Consider the following 16625-nt stretch of genomic DNA (forward strand, 5'->3'; position numbering starts at 1 on the left):
TCTTCGTGCTGCGACACCCTTCCTCCATATAGCAGCCGTCTAGCGGCGATCCTTCTGCCTAGCGGCAGCGATCTCACGGAAGTCACCGCCGGCAAGGCGTGCTGCTACAGAGATATCTCCTGACCGCTATGACGCCCACAAAAAACCCCGCATCGCTGCAGGGCTTTTCGTTACCGCTTTGAAAGCTTATTCAGCGGCCTCTGCCGCCACTTCCCCAGTCTTTACTGGGCTCGCTTCTTCACGGCGACGAATGTATTTCCAGTCGGCTTCGTCGATGTAGATACCCGCCGGGCCGCTGCCCCCCTCAAGGTCGATCGCCACATGTGCGGACACCTGTGGCTTAACGCTTGCCAGGATCGGCACAAAGCCCAATTGCAGGCTGGTTTCCAGCAAGGCGGCCTGGTTACGTTCGTCGATGTCGGCTGCTTCGTCGAGGTAGTAGGGCAGACGCACACGGCCGGCCAAGTCGCGATCCATCAAGTGCAGCAACAGATACATGTTGGTCAGCGCTTTGATGGTCATGGTTGTGCCGTTTGACGCTGCGCCATCGATATCAGTGTGGATAACGGGCTGACCATTAACCTTGGTGATTTCGAACGCCAATTCGAATAGATCTTTGAGACCCAACTGGTTGTGGTTCGCAGCCACCAGACGTGCCAGATACTCTTTCGCTTCCTCGTTTTTGTTGTCTTGCTCTGCGCTTTGGCTCAGGTCGAAGACCGACAGCGTTTCGCCTTCTTCGTATTGACCGGCGCTGTGGATGATCTGGTCGATGTGCTTGAGCGCTTCCTTGTTCGGCGCAAGGACGATGCGGAAGCTTTCCAGGTTCGAGACCTGGCGGCGGTTGATTTCACGATTGAACAGCGCCAGTTGGTGCTCAAGACTGTCGTAGTCGCTGCGGATGTTACGTAGGGTGCGGGCGATGTCGGTGACGGCTGCACGACGGGCCTTACCCAAGGTTAGCGCTTCATCCGTGCGGTGCGCGTACGCATTGATCAGCAATTGGAGACGGCGCTCCATGTCGTCTTCGCTGTCGAACTTGGCCACGCCTTTGAGGCGGACTTGGGCGTACAACGCTTCGATCTGACCATCACAACGCAACAGGCCTTGCCAGCTGTCCTGATAGTCGTTGAGCAGAGGCAGTAGATTCTCCAGCGAATCGTCGACAGCTTCCATAAACGGCGTACCAAATGGCAGATCCGCTGGCAGCAACTGACGACGACGCAGGGCATCGTCCAGGGTGCGCTGCTTAGACTCCAGATCGCCGATTTGACGCCCCACCAGTTGCAGTTTTGCCGACAACTGCTGGACGCGTTCGGTAAACGCATCGCTCGAGCGCTTGAGTTCGTCTTGCGCCGCTTCCATTTGCGCCAGTTGCTCGAGCTTCTCGCCTTCTTCCGCGCTGAGGGTCTGCGTGCGGCGGAAGTCTTCCAACGCCTTTTGCGCATCCAGTACCTGCTGATACAACGCTTCGGTCTGGGTTTTGCTCGCCGCGCGGTCAGCCGCAACAGCTTGCTGGGTCTTCAATTGCTTGAGTTCTTTTTCCAGACGTTCTTTCTGATCGCGCAACGCCGCGCGGTCAGCCAGCGCCTGCAAAGCAGGGGGCTCGATGTGCGAGAGGTTGATCGAAAGCCCCGGCACTTCAAAGCGCTCGCCTTTGAAGCCATCCAGAATGGCCTCCAACGATTTGACCCATGCCTCGCCATCATCCAGCGCGATGCCTTGTTCGCCGAGCGGCAGACTAAAGAGTGAGCTGTTGAACAGGCGCATCAGGCGCTCGACATCTGGCTGGGAAAACTCTTCGCGCAGTCGGGCGTAGCTATTGTTGTCCGCGTGATCGAGTTGTTGTTTCACCGACTTGAGGCGTTTTTCCAGATCGCGCAGGCGTTCATCCAGGTCTTCGGCGCTGAACTGACGAGACTGGGCCAGCGCACCCGCCAGTTCGTCGTGAGCGTCTTTGGCGGCCAGCAGTTGCTGTTCAAGCACCCGTACGTCATCGACCAGCGCGAAGCGGTTCTTCAATACCGCCAGTTCGCCGATCCAGCGTTGAATGTCACTGATTTCTCGCTCAAGGCGCATCAGCTCCTGAGTGCCGCCCCGCTGATCGTTTTGCAGCGCGTCTTGTTCGCCGCGGTAATGCTCAGCCTGAATGACCAGCTCTTCCTTGCGCGCGTTGGAATAGTCCTGCCAGGTGCCGAGCAACGAATCCAGCAGCGGCGACAGGCGATGCAGTTTGCCGCGCAGGATGTCGCGTTGTTGGACACCATTGGCCAAGGCTTCGACCAGAGGGCCAGCGAGCACCAACGCGTTGTAGTCCTGTTCCATGCGGCGTACATCGCGGAAGGCTTCTTCGCACGCAGCGATGTAATCCACGCTGCCGGAACGCAGGCTGTGTTCAAACGCGTCAAGGAACAGCTGCTTCAGCTTCGCGGCGGTAATTTCGCGCATGTGCAGCAGGTTGATGAACAGCGCACGGAAGGTTTTCAGGCTCTGCTCGCTCGTGGAGCGCAGCGGAATCAGCGTCAAGTCCAACGGAATAGAGGTGTGACCACCCACCAGCAAACGACGCAGTTCGTCTGGCTTAAGCTCGTAGGCTTTCAGGCCCTGGCTTTCAAGATTGCTGAACAATTCCTTTTGGCGCAGGCACGTTTCGTTTTTCTGATAGTGCGCAAGATCCAGCTTGCCAGCATAGGCGAAAAACTGGTGACCAAAGCCGCCGCCCGGGCCGCGACCGACGACGCCGATGACGTGAGGGCCGTGAGGCAGGGCGACTTCAACGAGGATGTAGCTGGTGTCGGACGCGAAATAGAAGCGACGCGACTGATCGAGGCTGTACTTGCCGAAGGACATGTCCGACATGCGCGCCAGAATCGGGAATTGCAGGGCGTTGATTGACGCACTCTTACCGAGGTTGTTCGCGCCATACACCGACAAAGGATGTTCCAACGGAAACAGCCCGAGGCTGTAACCGGCGGTGTTCAGCAGGGCGAAGCGGCGGATGCCGTAGCGTTCCTGGCTCATGCGTCATGCTCCTGTTCTTCGGCGATCGCACGGGCGATTGCCTGCTCTTCGCTTTCTTCGGTGTCGTCAAACTCGGCCAGATCAAGCGGGTCGTCGGTCTGCAGCAGCTTTTCATCGCTGTCGTCGTCGATCAGCACGGGCGTCGGCAATGGCAGGTCGCTGTGCAGGCTGGCCGCCAGGTCGCGGTCCTGTTGGACCGACAGGCACACATCGAGGAAGCGATGCATCGGTGGCAGGAAGCGATAGATGCCCACTTCTTCCGACGCAAAGCCAAGCTGGGTCATGCGGCGCATGATCTTCTCTTCCAGCTCTTCCTGGGTTTGCACTTCCGCTTGCAGAAACAGGTCGCGGTATTTGTCCAGCAGCGACGGCAGTTCATCGCGGCCCAGGCTACCGCCGTCTAGCACGGCCACCGGGTCGCGACCCTGGTCCGCCAGGTGTTCGACGAGGATGAAGGTAAACAGGGCCAGGCGCTGTGCGGTCTTGTTGACCTGCGCAGCGGCCAGATCAGGGACGAAGTAATAGAAGCCACGGGTGTCGCAGATGAGCTCGAAGCCCAATGCCTTGAACAGCGTGCGGTACTGGTCCTGAAAGTTGGACAGTTGCGCATACAGTTCAGGATCTCGTCGGCTGACGTGGTAACCCTTGAACAGCTCGCGAAAGATCGGCGCGAGCTGGGAAAGTTCGGATAGATCAAGATGCATGGGCGGTGCCCTCGGAGTTTTCTGGGGTGGCGTCTTTGCTCGAGAGCAGGGCGAAGGAGCGCAGGCTGACGCGGTGCTCCTGGGTCAAGTATTCGCGGCGTTCGAGGCGCTCGCGTTTGAAGCGTTTCTCCCGCGACAGGCGCGAGAACCAGTACAGCAATTCGTCGGTGGCCCCAGTCGGTTCCTGCTCCAGCAACCAGACCATCAGATCCGGCATGGGCAAGGCCTCTTCGCAACGTTCGACCATTTCTTTGACCGTGCGCGGCGCCCGTGGCGGTTCGCCTTTGCGGGTGACGTTGGCCTTTGGGAAGCGCGCCGGTTTGGGCTCAAAGCGCGCCAACGCGTAAACGTAGGCTTCGACCTGGTTCGCGCTGCCAAGGAAGGTGCTTTGTGGTCGGGTGAACATCGGCATCGCGGCCTGCGGCACCGCGTCGATGCCTTTGCGCCGAATGGCCGACAGGGCCAGCGCGGCACCTCGGGTCACAGCGTTATGGCGACGGGCTTCCTCGCGCAACGGCAGCAGCAGTTCCCGGGCGTGACGCAGGGTCAGTTGCGCGCTGGTTTGCATTTCAAGGATGCGCGCGTGCGTGCGCAGGAGCATGTCGTCGTCGACCAGATGCCCAAGCCGCTGCTGATCGCTCAACATGCGCAGCAGGACGTTTTCGACCTTGCGCACGCCTTGTTCGAAAGCGCCGTCGGCGTTGACCAACTGAATCATCGGCTCGACGTATTCATCCCAGGTTGCCAACACCTCGGCATAACGCTGACGCAATGGAATCTGCCGGTCGCTGGTCTTGGCGCGTTCGGCCACGGCAACCAGCGCCTGTTCATCGTTGGCGAGCTTTTTAAGCACGTCGCGCACGCGCATGTCGAGCAGGCGCAACTGGCGAGCGAGGTCGTTGGCATCGCGGGCTTCGAAGGCTTCCTGAATGTAACCGGCCAGCCGCTCCAGATGGCGCAGGTAGGCTTCGATTTCCAGGCACAGGCCCAAGCGGTGTTCGCGGCGCAGGTACGACAGGAAGTCGTGGATCTGGGCGTTCAGCTCGAAACGGTTCGGGCTTTTGGCCACGGGAACCAGAATGTCGAGACGAATCCACACGTCCAGCAGGTGGGTGATGTCCTGGGGTGTGCTTTCCAGTTGCTGGGCGGCCAATTGCAGACGCAGTTCGCTGAGGCTCAGAGTGCCTTGGTCGAAATGCTCGCACAGTGGCTCAAGAAGCGCCCAGTGTTCGGCAAGGGCGCGCAGGACGCGCTTAGGTTCGATCATCGGATGGGGCCGCTGGTTGGCAAATAAAAGCGGCGATTGTACTGCATCGCAGGGGTTGGTTTTCACCCTCAGTCGATCAACTGCGGCGGGATGCGTCGAAGGTCTGTAGAATGCCCCTCCTGACTTTGTCCACAGGTGGCTGTCCCTTGCTCAACGAGCCTCGCCGCCGCGCTTATCTGACCGCCATGCAGGTGGTCAGCTGGCTGCCGCGCACCGAACTGCCTTTTGCTGCGCCTTCGCGTCCGGAGCTGCTTGCGCCGTTGCCGGTGTTCGAGGACGAGGTCGTCGAAACCATGCCCTCGATGGCGCCTGCGATCTCGCTCAATCAGGCGTCCACCCCTGCCGCGCCCTTGGCGCGTACGGTGGAGCGGCCGAAGATCGAGATTCCTCGTCCAGCCTCTGCTGCTAAACCGGTGGTCAAGCCGGTCGAAGAGGAAACCGCTCCTGAGGTCGTGAAAGCGCCTGTTGCGCCGCCACCTCGTTTCGCTCTGCAATTGTTGCGCGCGGGCAGCTGCTTGCTGTTGGTCGAGCTGGCCACGGGCGAGCCCTTTCAGAGTCGCGACCCTTCCTATTTGTTGCTCAAGGATATGCTGCGTGCCGCGGGTTTGCCTGACAGCCCGCAGATCATTGGCGAGCCTGTGCGTTGGCCGCTGTTGGTGAGGGGGCAGATGGATCAAGGTCCTGAGGCTGCCCGGGATTTCGTTCAAGGGTTCCTGTCCGCTCGCGTCGAGGAGGACCCTTGCACCTGCCTATGGCTGATCGGACTGCCAGCGGTACGCTTTGCCGGGGAAGTTGACGCTGAATCCTACAATCTTGAATTCCAGGTTGAAGGCCTGGGGTCGGCCTGGGCGCTGCCGGGTCTGGAACTCTTGATGGACGAGCCTCAGCGCAAGGCCGATGTGTGGCGTGCCATGCGTCAAATGATGGGACGTTGGAAGAGCGTAAATGAGTGATGCCGTAACGTTTCGCCGCATGACCGAAGCCGATCTGGAAGCGGTGTTGAAAATCGAATACGCGGCGTTCAGCCACCCGTGGACCCGCGGCATTTTTCTTGATGGGCTCAAATCCTACGAAATTTGGCTGATGTTCGAAGGTAATCAGCAGGTGGGGCATGGCGTCATCAACGTCATCATTGATGAGGCGCATTTGCTCAACATCACGGTCAAGCCGGAAAGTCAGGGCCGCGGGTTGGGGCTGTTGTTGCTCGACAAGCTGATGAAGCGCGCGTACGAACTGAACGGGCGTGAGTGCTTCCTTGAATTGCGGGCGAGCAATCAGTCGGCGTATCGACTGTATGAACGTTATGGCTTTAATGAGGTGGGGCGGCGTCGTGATTACTATCCGGCTGTCGGTGGGCGCGAAGATGCGCTGGTGATGGCCTGCACGCTGACGGATTGATTACAGAGATACAGTCGCGACGTGAATTGACCGTGGGAGTGCACGAGCTCACTCCCACAGCGGATTGTATTCTCAGGATAGGAGAACCCGGGCGTGCTCCCCCGAGGACTGCGGGCCGGGCTCAGACCCCCGGCTTGCCGTCCAACGGATCCAGGATCGCCATTTCCTCCTCATCGAGCCCGTCGCCGCCGCCAATGTCGTCCTCATCCACGATGCTCAGGTCAAAGTCGGCCGGGCCGCCTTCGCCTGCTTCTCGCGGTGAGCGTGAACCGTCCTCATCGATCAGGGTTTCCGGGCTCATGTCATCGTCCGTGGGGTTGTGATCGTCGGTCGAAGCACCGGTCATGCCTGCTTCGCGGACGCGTTCGTCGGAAATGTACGTGTCGAGTTCATCTGCGGGGATGGTGTCGCCGATTCGCCCGCTGGGTTCGTTATTGTCATTGAAGTTAAGCTCCTCCATTGAGCCCATGCGGTCTTCGTTGTCGTCGATGGGTTCAGGCTGGGTGGCGCCAAACGGGCGGCGAGAGTCGTTCATGGCAAATCCTCATTGTGAGCGGTCTTACTGAGGTGGACCGGGGGGCACTGAGAAGATTCACTCCGCTTCTTGATCGGTAGAGGCAAAACGGCGTGACCCTACGCGTCGATCGCCAGTCATAGCTGGGCATCATTCCTGAGGCATCACGTATGAACGAATTACAAGATCTGATCGATAACAACGAACGTTGGGCGGCGGCCATCAAAGAGGAAGACCCTGAGTTCTTCGCCAAGCTGGCCCGTCAGCAAACCCCCGAATACCTCTGGATCGGCTGTTCGGATGCGCGCGTCCCGGCCAATGAAATTGTCGGCATGTTGCCGGGCGACCTGTTCGTGCACCGCAATGTGGCCAACGTCGTGCTGCACACTGATCTGAACTGCCTGTCGGTGATTCAGTACGCCGTCGATGTCCTCAAGGTCAAACACATTCTCGTCACCGGCCACTACGGGTGTGGCGGCGTGCGGGCGTCGATGCAAGACCGTCAATTCGGCCTGATCGATGGTTGGCTGCGCACCATTCGCGATTTGTATTACGAGAACCGGGAGCTGCTGAGCAAGCTGCCGACCGAGGAAGAGCAGGTCGACCGCCTGTGCGAATTGAACGTGATTCAGCAGGTGGCCAACGTCGGGCATACCAGCATTGTGCAGAACGCCTGGCATCGCGGGCAGAAACTGTCGATCCACGGCTGTATTTACGGGATCAAGGACGGTCGCTGGAAAAGCCTGAATACGACGATCAGCGGCTTTGAGCAGTTGCCGCCGCAGTACCGTTTGCGTCCGTTGGGCGAGTGATGCTTCTGAAGCAGCGGCTAGCGGAATCCAACGCAAGATGTGAGACAGGGCCGCTGGATATGTAGGAGTGAGCAAGCCCACTCCTACATGGCGTCAGGCTTGTTTCTTGACCATTTCAGGCAATGGCTTGCGCAGTTGATCCAACTGACGGCCCACTGATCCGGTCCGGCATTTCGCGGCCGCCTGATCAGGCGTCAGGTTGCGAATCGAGGTGTAAAACAGCTTGCAGGTCTCGACCTTGTGGGTCACCTGCCATTGGGTTGCGCACTGGGTCAGTAGGGACGCTGCATTCGACCCCGGTGTCTGACCCATGCCCGCTTGCCAGCACGCGGCACTCAAATCCTGCCCCATGACTTTCAAACCCGCCGCATCGGCTTTGGCTTCGTCGCCGCCATAGTTGCTCTTGTCCGCCGCATACCATATGTAGCTCGGGTGATTGGCGCCAATCACCGACACGGTTTGCCCGGTCGCAGGGCTGATGATGGCAAGGCCCAGCACCGGCACATTGACGTTGTACTGCGCTTTCAACCAGTTCCGTACCGGCGCGCCGAACGCGACCATAGGCAGCGACGTGCCCGCAGCGCTTTGGCTCACGTTTTTGACCATGGTGGTCTGATAGTCGTTGAAGTAGCTGTAGACGCCTTCCAGATCACTGCCCGCATTGGCTGGCGCGGCAATGGGAGCGATGTCGATGATGGTCTGATACGCCGGCGTTTGATCGGCCGGAATGCCGTTGTCCGTCAGCAACGTGGCCCAGCGGTCGGTGGTGGCCGAGCGCAGATAGTCTTGAGCCTGCGTCAGCGAGTAATCCGGCGGGAAGTGCAGCAGCTCGACACTCTTGCGATTCTCCAGCGCCATGCCCAGCGGCAGGAACAGGTACCAATTGTAAGCAAACTTGCCATCGGCATTGAGCTTGCTCGCGCCCGTGTAAGCAAGGTCTCCGGCGTTCAGCAGGCGGGTCAGCGGCTTGTCGTAGCCATCTGGCACACCGGTGATCTTGGCATGTAACTGATCATTGTCGTTGGTCACGCTGACCTTGGCGCTCGGGTAGCCGTCGCGCTGAACGCTTTGGGACAGGTAATGCTCGACCGTCTGCTCCAGCGTCCAGTTACGGAAGCAGATGACATTGCAGTTATTGGGGTAGGCGAAGAGTCGGGTGACGCGGTCCTTGCTGCCAAGGCTGACATCGACGTCAGCGTGGACGGTGAAGCTGAGCGCAAGGGCTGTGAGGGCAACGCTCAATGCTGCGGTTTTCTTCATGCTCATGTCCTTGATGGCGTGGGCATCCGTCTGCGCGGATGTGTTTCAATAATGAAACATCTGGACATGACAGGAAATACATTACAGTCGAAATTTACCGGGCCTGCTGAGGCGACAGTGCAGTCGCCATTTCAGCAAGCCTGGTAGCGGCAAACGGTTTAAAGCACGAACCGCTGCACCATGGCGTTCAGATCTGTCGCCAGCATTGCCAGTGCATTGCTGGCCACGGTCGTCTGCTGCGCGCCGGAGGCAGATTGAGTCGACAGGTCGCGAATGCTGCTCAGGTTGCGGTCCACTTCGTGGGCGACTTGGGCCTGCTGTTCCGCTGCGCTGGCAATCAGGATATTGCGATCGCTGATGGTTGAGGTCGAGCTGATGATCACCGTCAACGCCTGGCTGGTAGCGGCCGCCTGTTCCAATGTCTGGCTGGCCTGAGCTGCGGTGATGCGCAGGGTTTCAGCAGTGTCTTGGGTGCTCTTCTGCACATCGTTGATCAGGCTTTCGATTTCGGTGGTCGAGGCACTGGTGCGCTGCGCGAGCGACCGGACTTCGTCGGCCACCACCGCAAACCCACGACCAGCTTCGCCTGCACGTGCCGCCTCAATGGCAGCGTTCAGCGCCAAGAGGTTGGTCTGATTGGCAATGGCGCGAATCACTTCGAGGATCTTGCTGATGCTCAACGTACGTTCGGCCAGACCGTCGGCTTGATGAGAGGAGTCAAGTACGTTGTCAGTCAGTTCCTTGATCGAATCGATGGTTCCGGTCAGACGAGTCCGCCCTTCAGCCGCCGCTGCGTTCGAGGCTTTCGATTCGGTGGAGGTGTTGCTCGCGTTGTCGGCTACCTCGACAGCAGCTTGGCTCATTTGATTGACGGCCACTGCGGCCTGTTCGATTTCATCATTCTGCGCCTGCAGGTTTTTGGCACTGGCCTCGGCGATGGCGCCCATCTCTTGGACCGACTGGCTCAACTGGCTGGCCGCTGCGTAAATCTGATCGATCGTGCCATGCAGGTTGCCACGCATCTGCCCGAGCATTTTTAGCAGTTGCGCGGCTTCGTCCTTGCCTTCCGGGACAGGCTGGGGACTCAAATCGCCGTCGGCGATGGTGCTGGCAATCTGCAGCGATTGGCGCAACGGGCGGATGATGCTCACGCTCAAACGCCACGCCAGCAGCAGGGTCAAGACCAGCGCGAGCACAATGGCACTCACTGCGATGATGCGCGTCTGCTGGAATCGGCTCTCGGTGCCACCCACCGCCGCCGCGGCGCTTTGCTTGTTCAGTTCACGCAGCAGTTGCACCTGCATGTCCATCAAATCGCCCTGCAAGCTAAGTGTGGTATTGAGCAGCATCCGCGCATCATCGAGTTTGCGCTGCTCGATGAGACCAATCTCGTCATGCAGGCCCGGCATGAACGCCTTGTAGGCCTCTTGAAGGGCCTTGATGGAGTCGCGTTCCGTGCTGTCGGTCGAGTGGGCGAGGTAGTCGCTGAAACCCTTCTCCACCTCGTTTTTCAGCTGCTCGACGTTGATCTTGCTGTTGACCACCGCACCGGGATCGTCCGCGTTGGCGATCAGTCGGGCGCTTTCACCGCGCAGTTTGATCAGATCGATGGCGATCGCATCAGCCATGGCGATGCTCGGCAGCGCCTCACTCTCCACCGCCGCGCCCTGGTCGCGAATACTCTGCATCTGCAATAGACAGAACACGCCCAATGCGATGAGTAGCAACGCAGTGACGCCGAAACACAGCACCAGCCGCTGAGCAATCCGAAAGCGCCGCAAAAATGCTGGCTTGGACGAAGGACGAAACAACCCACGCAATGACCTTTTCACAACACGAATCTCATCGACGAAGACACCAGATGCTTCGTTATAGAGATGTTCCGTGATGTCTTTATGACATCGAGTGAGAATATTGCAGATTTGTTGTGATTTGACGGCTAAACAGATCAGCCCTGTACGACTTGGTCCATGCGTCCGCCTAAGCGTTTTCAGCGGGTGTTGTGGGATGCGTCTGTGCCAACGCGTAACGGCTTGTTGGATTATTTTCTGTACATACAATAAATGGATGCAGATAATCTTCGACTTCGCTAAACGTGACAGAACCTTGAGTGAGCGAGGCCTGGATTTCGCGGATGCAGCGCTGATTTTTACAGGCCGACATTTCACAATAGAGGACGACAGGCAAGACTACGGTGAGAGCCGCTTCGTCACCGTGGGACTTCTGACGGGACGTATGATCATTTTAGTCTGGACCCCGCGCGGCGCGGCACGCCGCATCATTTCCATGAGGAAAGCCAATGAGCGCGAACAAACCCTCTACCGGCACCGACTGGGTTGATCCAGACGATGCGCCTGAGCTTTCAGATGCTTTTTTTGAGCATGCTGATGAATACGTCGGCGAGAAGCTGATCAAGCGAGGCCGGCCAAAATCCGTGGTTGTGAGAGAGCGTATAACGATCCGTCTGGAGCCGGATGTGGTTCAGCAATTCAAAGCATCAGGGCCAGGCTGGCAGACGCGCATGAATGCCGCATTGGTGGATTGGCTCAAAACACACGAGCCTTCAGAGATTTCCATTTAATCGGCGACAGCGCGGGATCAACTCCCCACTTCCTCCATGAACTCCCGCAAAAACCGTTCGGCGCGTTCGTGACGCATCTGCGCCATGCGCCTCCCGGTATCGGTCTGAAAACCGTGGGCGAGGGTGAAGAGTTTGGTGGTGAAGTGGTCGGTGGCGTACCGTTTGTCGTTCAGTTCGCGGTTTTGGGCTTGGGGATCGGCGGGGTCATAGAGGTGGCTGCCCATGCGGCCTGAGACGTAAAACAGACGAGCGACGCCAATCATGCCGAGGGCGTCGAGGCGGTCGGCGTCCTGAAGGATTCTCGCTTCCAGGGTGGTTGGGGTGATGTTCGCCGAGTAGCTGTGAGCCTCGATGGCGTGCGAGACAGCGTCGATTCGCTCTTCATCCCACCCCAATTCCGACAGCAATTCGCCCGCTTTCGCAGCGGCCAGTCGGGAGGCGCTGGAGCGGAAGGGCGAGTTTTTCTCCACTGAGACGCAATCGTGCAGCAATGTCGCCGCGACCAGAATCTGGGGATCGCCCCCTTCCTTGTTGCGAATGGCGCAGACATTGGTCCAGACGCGGTGCAGGTGCGAAATGTCGTGGGAGCCATCGGCCCGTTCGGCGACAGTGTGGGGAAGCAGCTTGTCAGCCAGATCCTGAAACGGCGCGAAGGAGAGTGCAGTCATCGAGTGTCCTTGCTGAGGCAACGCGGGCGAATACGGGCAGCATAGAGGATGGACCCGAAAAGGCGTCTGAAAGTCCGCCCTGCGCGGCGGGTCAAGGCCGCAACGGTAGCGCGGTTTTGTACCGCACCTGCTTGAGCGACAGGCTCGAACGGATCTTCTCAACCTCCGGCATGGGCGACAGGCGCTCGATGATGAAGTGTTCAAGCGCCTGCATGTCGGCCATGACCACCCGCAGCAGGTAGTCGGCATCGCCGGTCATCAGGTAACACTCCATCACCTCCTCGCATTCGCACACCCGGCGCTCAAAATTCTGCAGCGCTTCCCGACTCTGTTCTTTCAGGCTGATGGAAATGAATACGTTTAGGCGCAGCCCCAAATGTTCGGGCGCGAGCAAGGCGACGTACTCGCGAATGCAACCCGACGTTTCCAGAGCCTTGACCCGCGCCAGACACGGCGAGGGGGAGAGGTGGACACGTTTGGCGAGTTCGACGTTGGACAGGCTGCTGTCCCGTTGCAGTTCGCGAAGGATTTTCAGGTCAATGCTGTCGAAGTTCATCGTGCTTTCATCTGAGGTTTTTAGAGTGTTTTATGCTGGTATTTGATCGGCGGATTCTGTAGATCGGTCATTAAATCTGCGTGTGGAAGCATAGACTTTTCCTCATTGAACCGGAGGTGTCTATGAGCCCATTCGAATCTCGCATGCCTGCAGCCGCAGTCGCACGAAGCCCCGATGATCTGTTGGAGATGAGCGAATGGCAGGATGCGCTGCTGTCGTTGGTCGAGAATGCCGGCCCCGAACGCGCTCGCGAGATGCTCGACATGCTGGCGAATATGGCGCGGGATCCGAAAATCGGCTGGCAACCGGCGCCGGGCACGCCCTACATCAACACCATTGCTGTCGAGCAGCAGCCGGCGTTTCCGGGAGACCTGGCCATCGAGGAGCGATTGGCTTCGCTGATGCGCTGGAATGCCTTGGCCATGGTAGTCCGCGCCAATCAGGCCTATGGCGAGCTGGGCGGGCATATCGCCAGTTATGCCAGCGCGGCAGACTTGTTCGAGGTCGGGTTCAATCATTTCTTCCGCGCCACTGCCGGCAATGGCGTCGGCGATCTGGTGTTTTATCAGCCGCATTCGGCGCCAGGGATTTACGCGCGGGCGTTTCTCGAGGGACGTTTGAGCGAGAACGATCTGGCGCACTATCGCCAGGAAATCGGCGGACCTCAAGCGGGCGCGCGCGGACTTTCAAGTTATCCACACCCTTGGTTGATGCCTGACTTCTGGCAATTTCCCACAGGCTCCATGGGCATTGGCCCGATCAGCTCGATTTATCAGGCGCGTTTCATGCGCTATCTGCAGCATCGCGGCTTGCAGGACACCTCGACGCGACATGTGTGGGGTGTCTTTGGTGACGGCGAAATGGACGAGCCGGAAAGCATGTCGGCGCTGACGCTCGCCGCCCGCGAAGGGCTCGACAACCTGACCTGGGTCGTCAACTGCAACCTGCAGCGCCTCGACGGCCCGGTGCGCGGCAATGGCCGGATCATCGACGAACTGGAAGCATTGTTCAGCGGTGCCGGGTGGAATGTCATCAAGCTGGTATGGGGTTCGGATTGGGACGCCCTGTTTGCTCGCGACCAAGATGGTTCGCTGGTGCGTGCGTTGTCGCAGACTGTCGATGGCCAGTTCCAGACGTTCGCGGCGAAGGATGGGCAGTACAACCGCGAGCACTTTTTCGGACAGAACGAAGCGTTGCGCAAACTGGCAGAAGGCCTGAGCGACGAGCAGATCGACCGGCTCAAACGCGGCGGCCATGATCTGGTGAAAATCTTCTGCGCCTATCACGCCGCGACGCGGCACGAAGGTCGGCCAACGGTGATCCTCGCGCAGACCAAAAAGGGCTTCGGCATGGGCGAGGCAGGGCAGGGCAAGATGACCACGCACCAGCAGAAGAAACTCGACCGCGAGGCGCTCATCCACTTCCGCGACCGGTTCCACCTGCCGCTCACCGATGATGAAGCTGCCAACCTGAGCTTCCTCAAGCCGGACGCGAACAGCGCTGAAATGCGTTACTTGCGACAGCGTCGGCAGGCGTTGGGAGGGGCGATGCCAAGTCGTTGCAGTGTTGCGCAGACCGTTGCAGTTCCCGAGCGCGAACGTTACGCGAGCTTTGCCACTCAGGCCGATGGCAAGGAAATGTCGACCACCATGGCCTTCGTGCGCTTGCTCGGCAATCTGCTCAAGGACAAACAGCTCGGCCCACGTGTCGTGCCCATCGTCGCGGACGAGGCACGCACATTCGGCATGGCGAACCTGTTCAAACAAATCGGGATTTATTCCAGTGTGGGGCAGCGTTACGAGCCCGAAGACATTGGCTCGATCCTCAGTTATCGCGAGGCCACCAACGGGCAGATTCTGGAAGAGGGGATCAGCGAGGCAGGGGCGATCAGCTCCTGGGTAGCGGCGGCGACCAGTTACTCTGCGCATGGTTTGCGCATGCTGCCTTTCTACATTTATTACTCGATGTTTGGTTTCCAACGGATCGGCGACTTGATCTGGGCCGCCGCTGATCAGCGTGCTCGTGGTTTCTTGCTGGGTGCCACAGCGGGGCGCACCACATTGGGGGGTGAAGGCTTGCAACACCAGGACGGCTCAAGTCATCTGATGGCGTCGACGGTCCCCAATTGCCGCGCATACGATCCGGCGTTCGCAGGGGAATTCGCGGTGATCCTGGATCATGGCATGCGCCGGATGCTGGAGCAGGATGTCGATGAGTTTTATTACGTCACGCTGATGAACGAGAACTACCCGCAGCCCTCGCTGCCGGAGGGCGTCGAAGCGTCGATCATTCGCGGCCTGTACCGGTTTGATCAGCGTTCCCTGGCGGGCGGCGTCGGCAAGGTCCGGCTGATGGGTTCAGGTACGTTACTGCGCGAAGCGATTGCGGCGGCGGAGCTACTGGCGCAGGACTGGCAGATCGAGAGTGAAATCTGGAGTGTCACCAGTTATACCGAGCTGGCGCGGGAGTCGCGGGAGGTTGAGCGCTGGAATCGCCTGCACCCAAGGGACACCCGACGTCTTAGCCACCTCGATGAATGCCTGCCAGCCGGGGCGCCGGTGGTGGCGGTGTCCGATTACGTGCGGGCCGTGCCGCAATTGATCGGGTCATACGTGACAAGCGATTACACCGTGCTCGGCACCGATGGCTTTGGTCGAAGCGACACCCGCGCAAGACTGCGCAGCTTCTTTGAGGTCGACCGGTATCACATCGTGCTGGCGGCGTTGACGGCGCTGGTGGGTGAGGGGACAGTGGCGCCCGAACTTGCTGCGCTGGCGATCGAGCGCTATGGGATTGAGGTTGAAAACGACGCGTCATGGGGCTGCTGAATGGCGGCGTTTCGACGACCCCCTCGCGAGCAAGCTCACTCCTACAGGATGAGCGTGCTCCGCTGTAGCAGTGAGCTTGCTCGCGATGGCGGTTCCCAGGGCGTGAATTACTTCCCTTTCATCGCCGCCGTGAGCTTGTCGACGTTGTAGCGAAACATTTTCACGTAAGTCGTTGCGGGCCCGTTCGGTGGGGACAACGACTCCACGTACAGTTCGCCCCCCGGATGCGCACCGCTGGCGTTGGCGATTTGTTGCACCAAGCGCGGATCGCTGGAGTTCTCGAAGAAGTAGGCGCTGACATGCTCCTGTTTGATCTGGTTGATCAGCTTGCCCACGTCTGCGGCTGAGGCTTCGGTCTCTGTGGAAAAGCCCAGCGGCGACAGGAATGTCACGCCATACGCATCACCGAAATAGCCGAACGCGTCGTGGGACGTCAGCACCTTGCGCTGTGCGACAGGGATGGCGTTGATCTGCGCGCGGGCGTATGCGTCCATGTCCTGCAACTGAGCGATGTACTTCTCACCGTTGGCTTTGTAATCGGTGGCGTTATCCGGGTCGGCTTTCTGCAGGGCCTTGATGATGTTTCTGACGTAGACGACGCCGTTGACCGCGCTGTTCCAGGCATGCGGGTCAGTGATCTTCTCGCCATCTTCTTCCATGCTGCGGGTCATGATGCCGTTGGACAGCACGATGGGCTGACCCTTGTAACCCGAGGCCGTGATCAGCCGGTCCAGCCAGCCTTCCAGGTGCAGGCCGCTGACGAACACCACGTCGGCTTTTTTCAAAGCCTGAGCGTCGCTGGGCGTGGGTTCATACACGTGCGGGTCGCCGTTGGGGCCGATGAGCGAGGTCACGTGGACGTGATCGCCGCCAACGTTATGCACCATGTCGGCGATAACGGTGAACGATGCAACGGTTTCCAGGGTTTTTGCCTGGGCGAAGTTGGCCAGGCCCGACAACGCCAGAGCAGCGGTCAGAAGCGTCAAACGTTTCATGGTGTTTTCCTTGAGATGAGC

At 59.3% G+C, this 16625-nt stretch carries 15 protein-coding genes and 1 pseudogene; 6 read left to right on the forward strand and 10 right to left on the reverse strand.

The window, feature by feature from the left end:
- Positions 1-186 precede the first annotated feature (186 nt).
- The 3 genes from mksF to mksB are packed head-to-tail and all read right to left on the reverse strand — an operon-like array spanning position 187 to position 4992.
- On the reverse strand, positions 187-3021 hold the full coding sequence (gene mksF, locus B3N48_RS08975; RefSeq protein WP_296182265.1) for an Mks condensin complex protein MksF: 2835 nt from the start codon (positions 3019-3021) through the stop codon (positions 187-189).
- Complete coding sequence (gene mksE / locus B3N48_RS08980; protein WP_296182268.1) at positions 3018-3725, reverse strand: Mks condensin complex protein MksE; 708 nt, start codon at positions 3723-3725, stop codon at positions 3018-3020. The genes mksF and mksE overlap by 4 nt, the downstream gene beginning before the upstream one ends.
- Complete coding sequence (mksB, locus tag B3N48_RS08985; RefSeq protein ID WP_296182270.1) at positions 3715-4992, reverse strand: Mks condensin complex protein MksB; 1278 nt, start codon at positions 4990-4992, stop codon at positions 3715-3717. Before mksB ends, mksE begins: the two co-directional genes overlap by 11 nt.
- Before the next feature lie 146 nt (positions 4993-5138).
- Between mksB and B3N48_RS08990 the strand changes: the two genes are divergently transcribed.
- On the forward strand, positions 5139-5945 hold the full coding sequence (locus B3N48_RS08990) for an energy transducer TonB (protein ID WP_296182410.1): 807 nt from the start codon (positions 5139-5141) through the stop codon (positions 5943-5945).
- Positions 5938-6390 carry a ribosomal protein S18-alanine N-acetyltransferase gene (gene rimI / locus B3N48_RS08995; RefSeq protein WP_296182272.1) on the forward strand — a complete coding sequence of 151 codons (453 nt, stop codon included), beginning with the start codon at positions 5938-5940 and terminating at the stop codon, positions 6388-6390. The genes B3N48_RS08990 and rimI overlap by 8 nt, the downstream gene beginning before the upstream one ends.
- A 121-nt stretch (positions 6391-6511) precedes the next feature.
- Here the strand turns inward: rimI and B3N48_RS09000 are convergent, their stop codons facing one another.
- Positions 6512-6925 (reverse strand): serine kinase/phosphatase, encoded by a 414-nt coding sequence (locus B3N48_RS09000; protein WP_296182274.1) that lies wholly within the window; start codon positions 6923-6925, stop codon positions 6512-6514.
- Between the two features lie 149 nt (positions 6926-7074).
- Here B3N48_RS09000 and can point away from each other — a divergent pair, with 149 nt between their 5' ends.
- Positions 7075-7716 carry a carbonate dehydratase gene (gene can / locus B3N48_RS09005; RefSeq protein WP_110949859.1) on the forward strand — a complete coding sequence of 214 codons (642 nt, stop codon included), beginning with the start codon at positions 7075-7077 and terminating at the stop codon, positions 7714-7716.
- A 93-nt stretch (positions 7717-7809) separates the two neighbouring features.
- On the opposite strand, the gene B3N48_RS09010 is transcribed toward can, so the two are convergent.
- The 3 genes and pseudogenes from B3N48_RS09010 to B3N48_RS26850 all read right to left on the reverse strand — a co-directional run.
- Complete coding sequence (locus B3N48_RS09010; RefSeq protein ID WP_296182280.1) at positions 7810-8976, reverse strand: hypothetical protein; 1167 nt, start codon at positions 8974-8976, stop codon at positions 7810-7812.
- 158 nt (positions 8977-9134) lie between these two features.
- A complete protein-coding gene (locus B3N48_RS26845; RefSeq protein WP_414704216.1) occupies positions 9135-10010 on the reverse strand; it encodes a methyl-accepting chemotaxis protein in 876 nt (291 codons plus the stop codon).
- A pseudogene (locus tag B3N48_RS26850) lies at positions 9993-11144 on the reverse strand (MCP four helix bundle domain-containing protein); the annotation flags it as partial. The gene B3N48_RS26845 and the pseudogene B3N48_RS26850, both read right to left, overlap by 18 nt.
- On the opposite strand from B3N48_RS26850, the gene B3N48_RS09020 reads away from it, so the two are divergent.
- Positions 11044-11316: a BrnT family toxin gene (locus B3N48_RS09020; RefSeq protein WP_296182415.1), complete on the forward strand. Its 273-nt coding sequence runs from the start codon at positions 11044-11046 to the stop codon at positions 11314-11316. The pseudogene B3N48_RS26850 and the gene B3N48_RS09020 sit on opposite strands and share 101 nt — an antisense overlap.
- A complete protein-coding gene (locus B3N48_RS09025) occupies positions 11276-11557 on the forward strand; it encodes a BrnA antitoxin family protein (protein ID WP_296182282.1) in 282 nt (93 codons plus the stop codon). The genes B3N48_RS09020 and B3N48_RS09025 overlap by 41 nt, the downstream gene beginning before the upstream one ends.
- 17 nt (positions 11558-11574) lie before the next feature.
- On the opposite strand, the gene B3N48_RS09030 is transcribed toward B3N48_RS09025, so the two are convergent.
- Both B3N48_RS09030 and B3N48_RS09035 read right to left on the reverse strand, forming a co-directional pair.
- Positions 11575-12225, reverse strand: coding sequence for an HD domain-containing protein (locus B3N48_RS09030; protein ID WP_296182286.1), 651 nt, complete (start codon positions 12223-12225; stop codon positions 11575-11577).
- A gap of 91 nt (positions 12226-12316) precedes the next feature.
- Positions 12317-12781: an Lrp/AsnC family transcriptional regulator gene (locus tag B3N48_RS09035; protein ID WP_062387091.1), complete on the reverse strand. Its 465-nt coding sequence runs from the start codon at positions 12779-12781 to the stop codon at positions 12317-12319.
- Positions 12782-12903: 122 nt separating this feature from the next.
- Here B3N48_RS09035 and mdeB point away from each other — a divergent pair, with 122 nt between their 5' ends.
- A complete protein-coding gene (gene mdeB / locus B3N48_RS09040) occupies positions 12904-15609 on the forward strand; it encodes an alpha-ketoglutarate dehydrogenase (RefSeq protein WP_414704215.1) in 2706 nt (901 codons plus the stop codon).
- 107 nt (positions 15610-15716) lie between these two features.
- Here mdeB and B3N48_RS09045 read toward each other — a convergent pair whose 3' ends face one another.
- Positions 15717-16604 carry a metal ABC transporter substrate-binding protein gene (locus B3N48_RS09045; RefSeq protein ID WP_296182294.1) on the reverse strand — a complete coding sequence of 296 codons (888 nt, stop codon included), beginning with the start codon at positions 16602-16604 and terminating at the stop codon, positions 15717-15719.
- Between the last annotated feature and the right edge of the window lie 21 nt (positions 16605-16625).

The organism is Pseudomonas sp. UBA1879, from assembly GCF_002338065.1.
GTDB lineage: Bacteria > Pseudomonadota > Gammaproteobacteria > Pseudomonadales > Pseudomonadaceae > Aquipseudomonas.

Bases quoted from the DNA above. Each gene is read 5' to 3' on its own strand.
- mksF (WP_296182265.1), bottom strand. From the start codon at position 3,021: ATGAGCCAGGAACGCTACGGCATCCGCCGCTTCGCCCTGCTGAACACC.
- B3N48_RS09010 (WP_296182280.1), bottom strand. From the start codon at position 8,976: ATGAAGAAAACCGCAGCATTGAGCGTTGCCCTCACAGCCCTTGCGCTC.
- can (WP_110949859.1), top strand. From the start codon at position 7,075: ATGAACGAATTACAAGATCTGATCGATAACAACGAACGTTGGGCGGCG.
- B3N48_RS09030 (WP_296182286.1), bottom strand. From the start codon at position 12,225: ATGACTGCACTCTCCTTCGCGCCGTTTCAGGATCTGGCTGACAAGCTG.
- B3N48_RS09025 (WP_296182282.1), top strand. From the start codon at position 11,276: ATGAGCGCGAACAAACCCTCTACCGGCACCGACTGGGTTGATCCAGAC.
- B3N48_RS09000 (WP_296182274.1), bottom strand. From the start codon at position 6,925: ATGAACGACTCTCGCCGCCCGTTTGGCGCCACCCAGCCTGAACCCATC.
- B3N48_RS09035 (WP_062387091.1), bottom strand. From the start codon at position 12,781: ATGAACTTCGACAGCATTGACCTGAAAATCCTTCGCGAACTGCAACGG.
- B3N48_RS09020 (WP_296182415.1), top strand. From the start codon at position 11,044: ATGCAGATAATCTTCGACTTCGCTAAACGTGACAGAACCTTGAGTGAG.
- mdeB (WP_414704215.1), top strand. From the start codon at position 12,904: ATGAGCCCATTCGAATCTCGCATGCCTGCAGCCGCAGTCGCACGAAGC.
- B3N48_RS09045 (WP_296182294.1), bottom strand. From the start codon at position 16,604: ATGAAACGTTTGACGCTTCTGACCGCTGCTCTGGCGTTGTCGGGCCTG.
- mksE (WP_296182268.1), bottom strand. From the start codon at position 3,725: ATGCATCTTGATCTATCCGAACTTTCCCAGCTCGCGCCGATCTTTCGC.
- mksB (WP_296182270.1), bottom strand. From the start codon at position 4,992: ATGATCGAACCTAAGCGCGTCCTGCGCGCCCTTGCCGAACACTGGGCG.
- B3N48_RS26845 (WP_414704216.1), bottom strand. From the start codon at position 10,010: ATGCTCGGGCAGATGCGTGGCAACCTGCATGGCACGATCGATCAGATT.
- rimI (WP_296182272.1), top strand. From the start codon at position 5,938: ATGAGTGATGCCGTAACGTTTCGCCGCATGACCGAAGCCGATCTGGAA.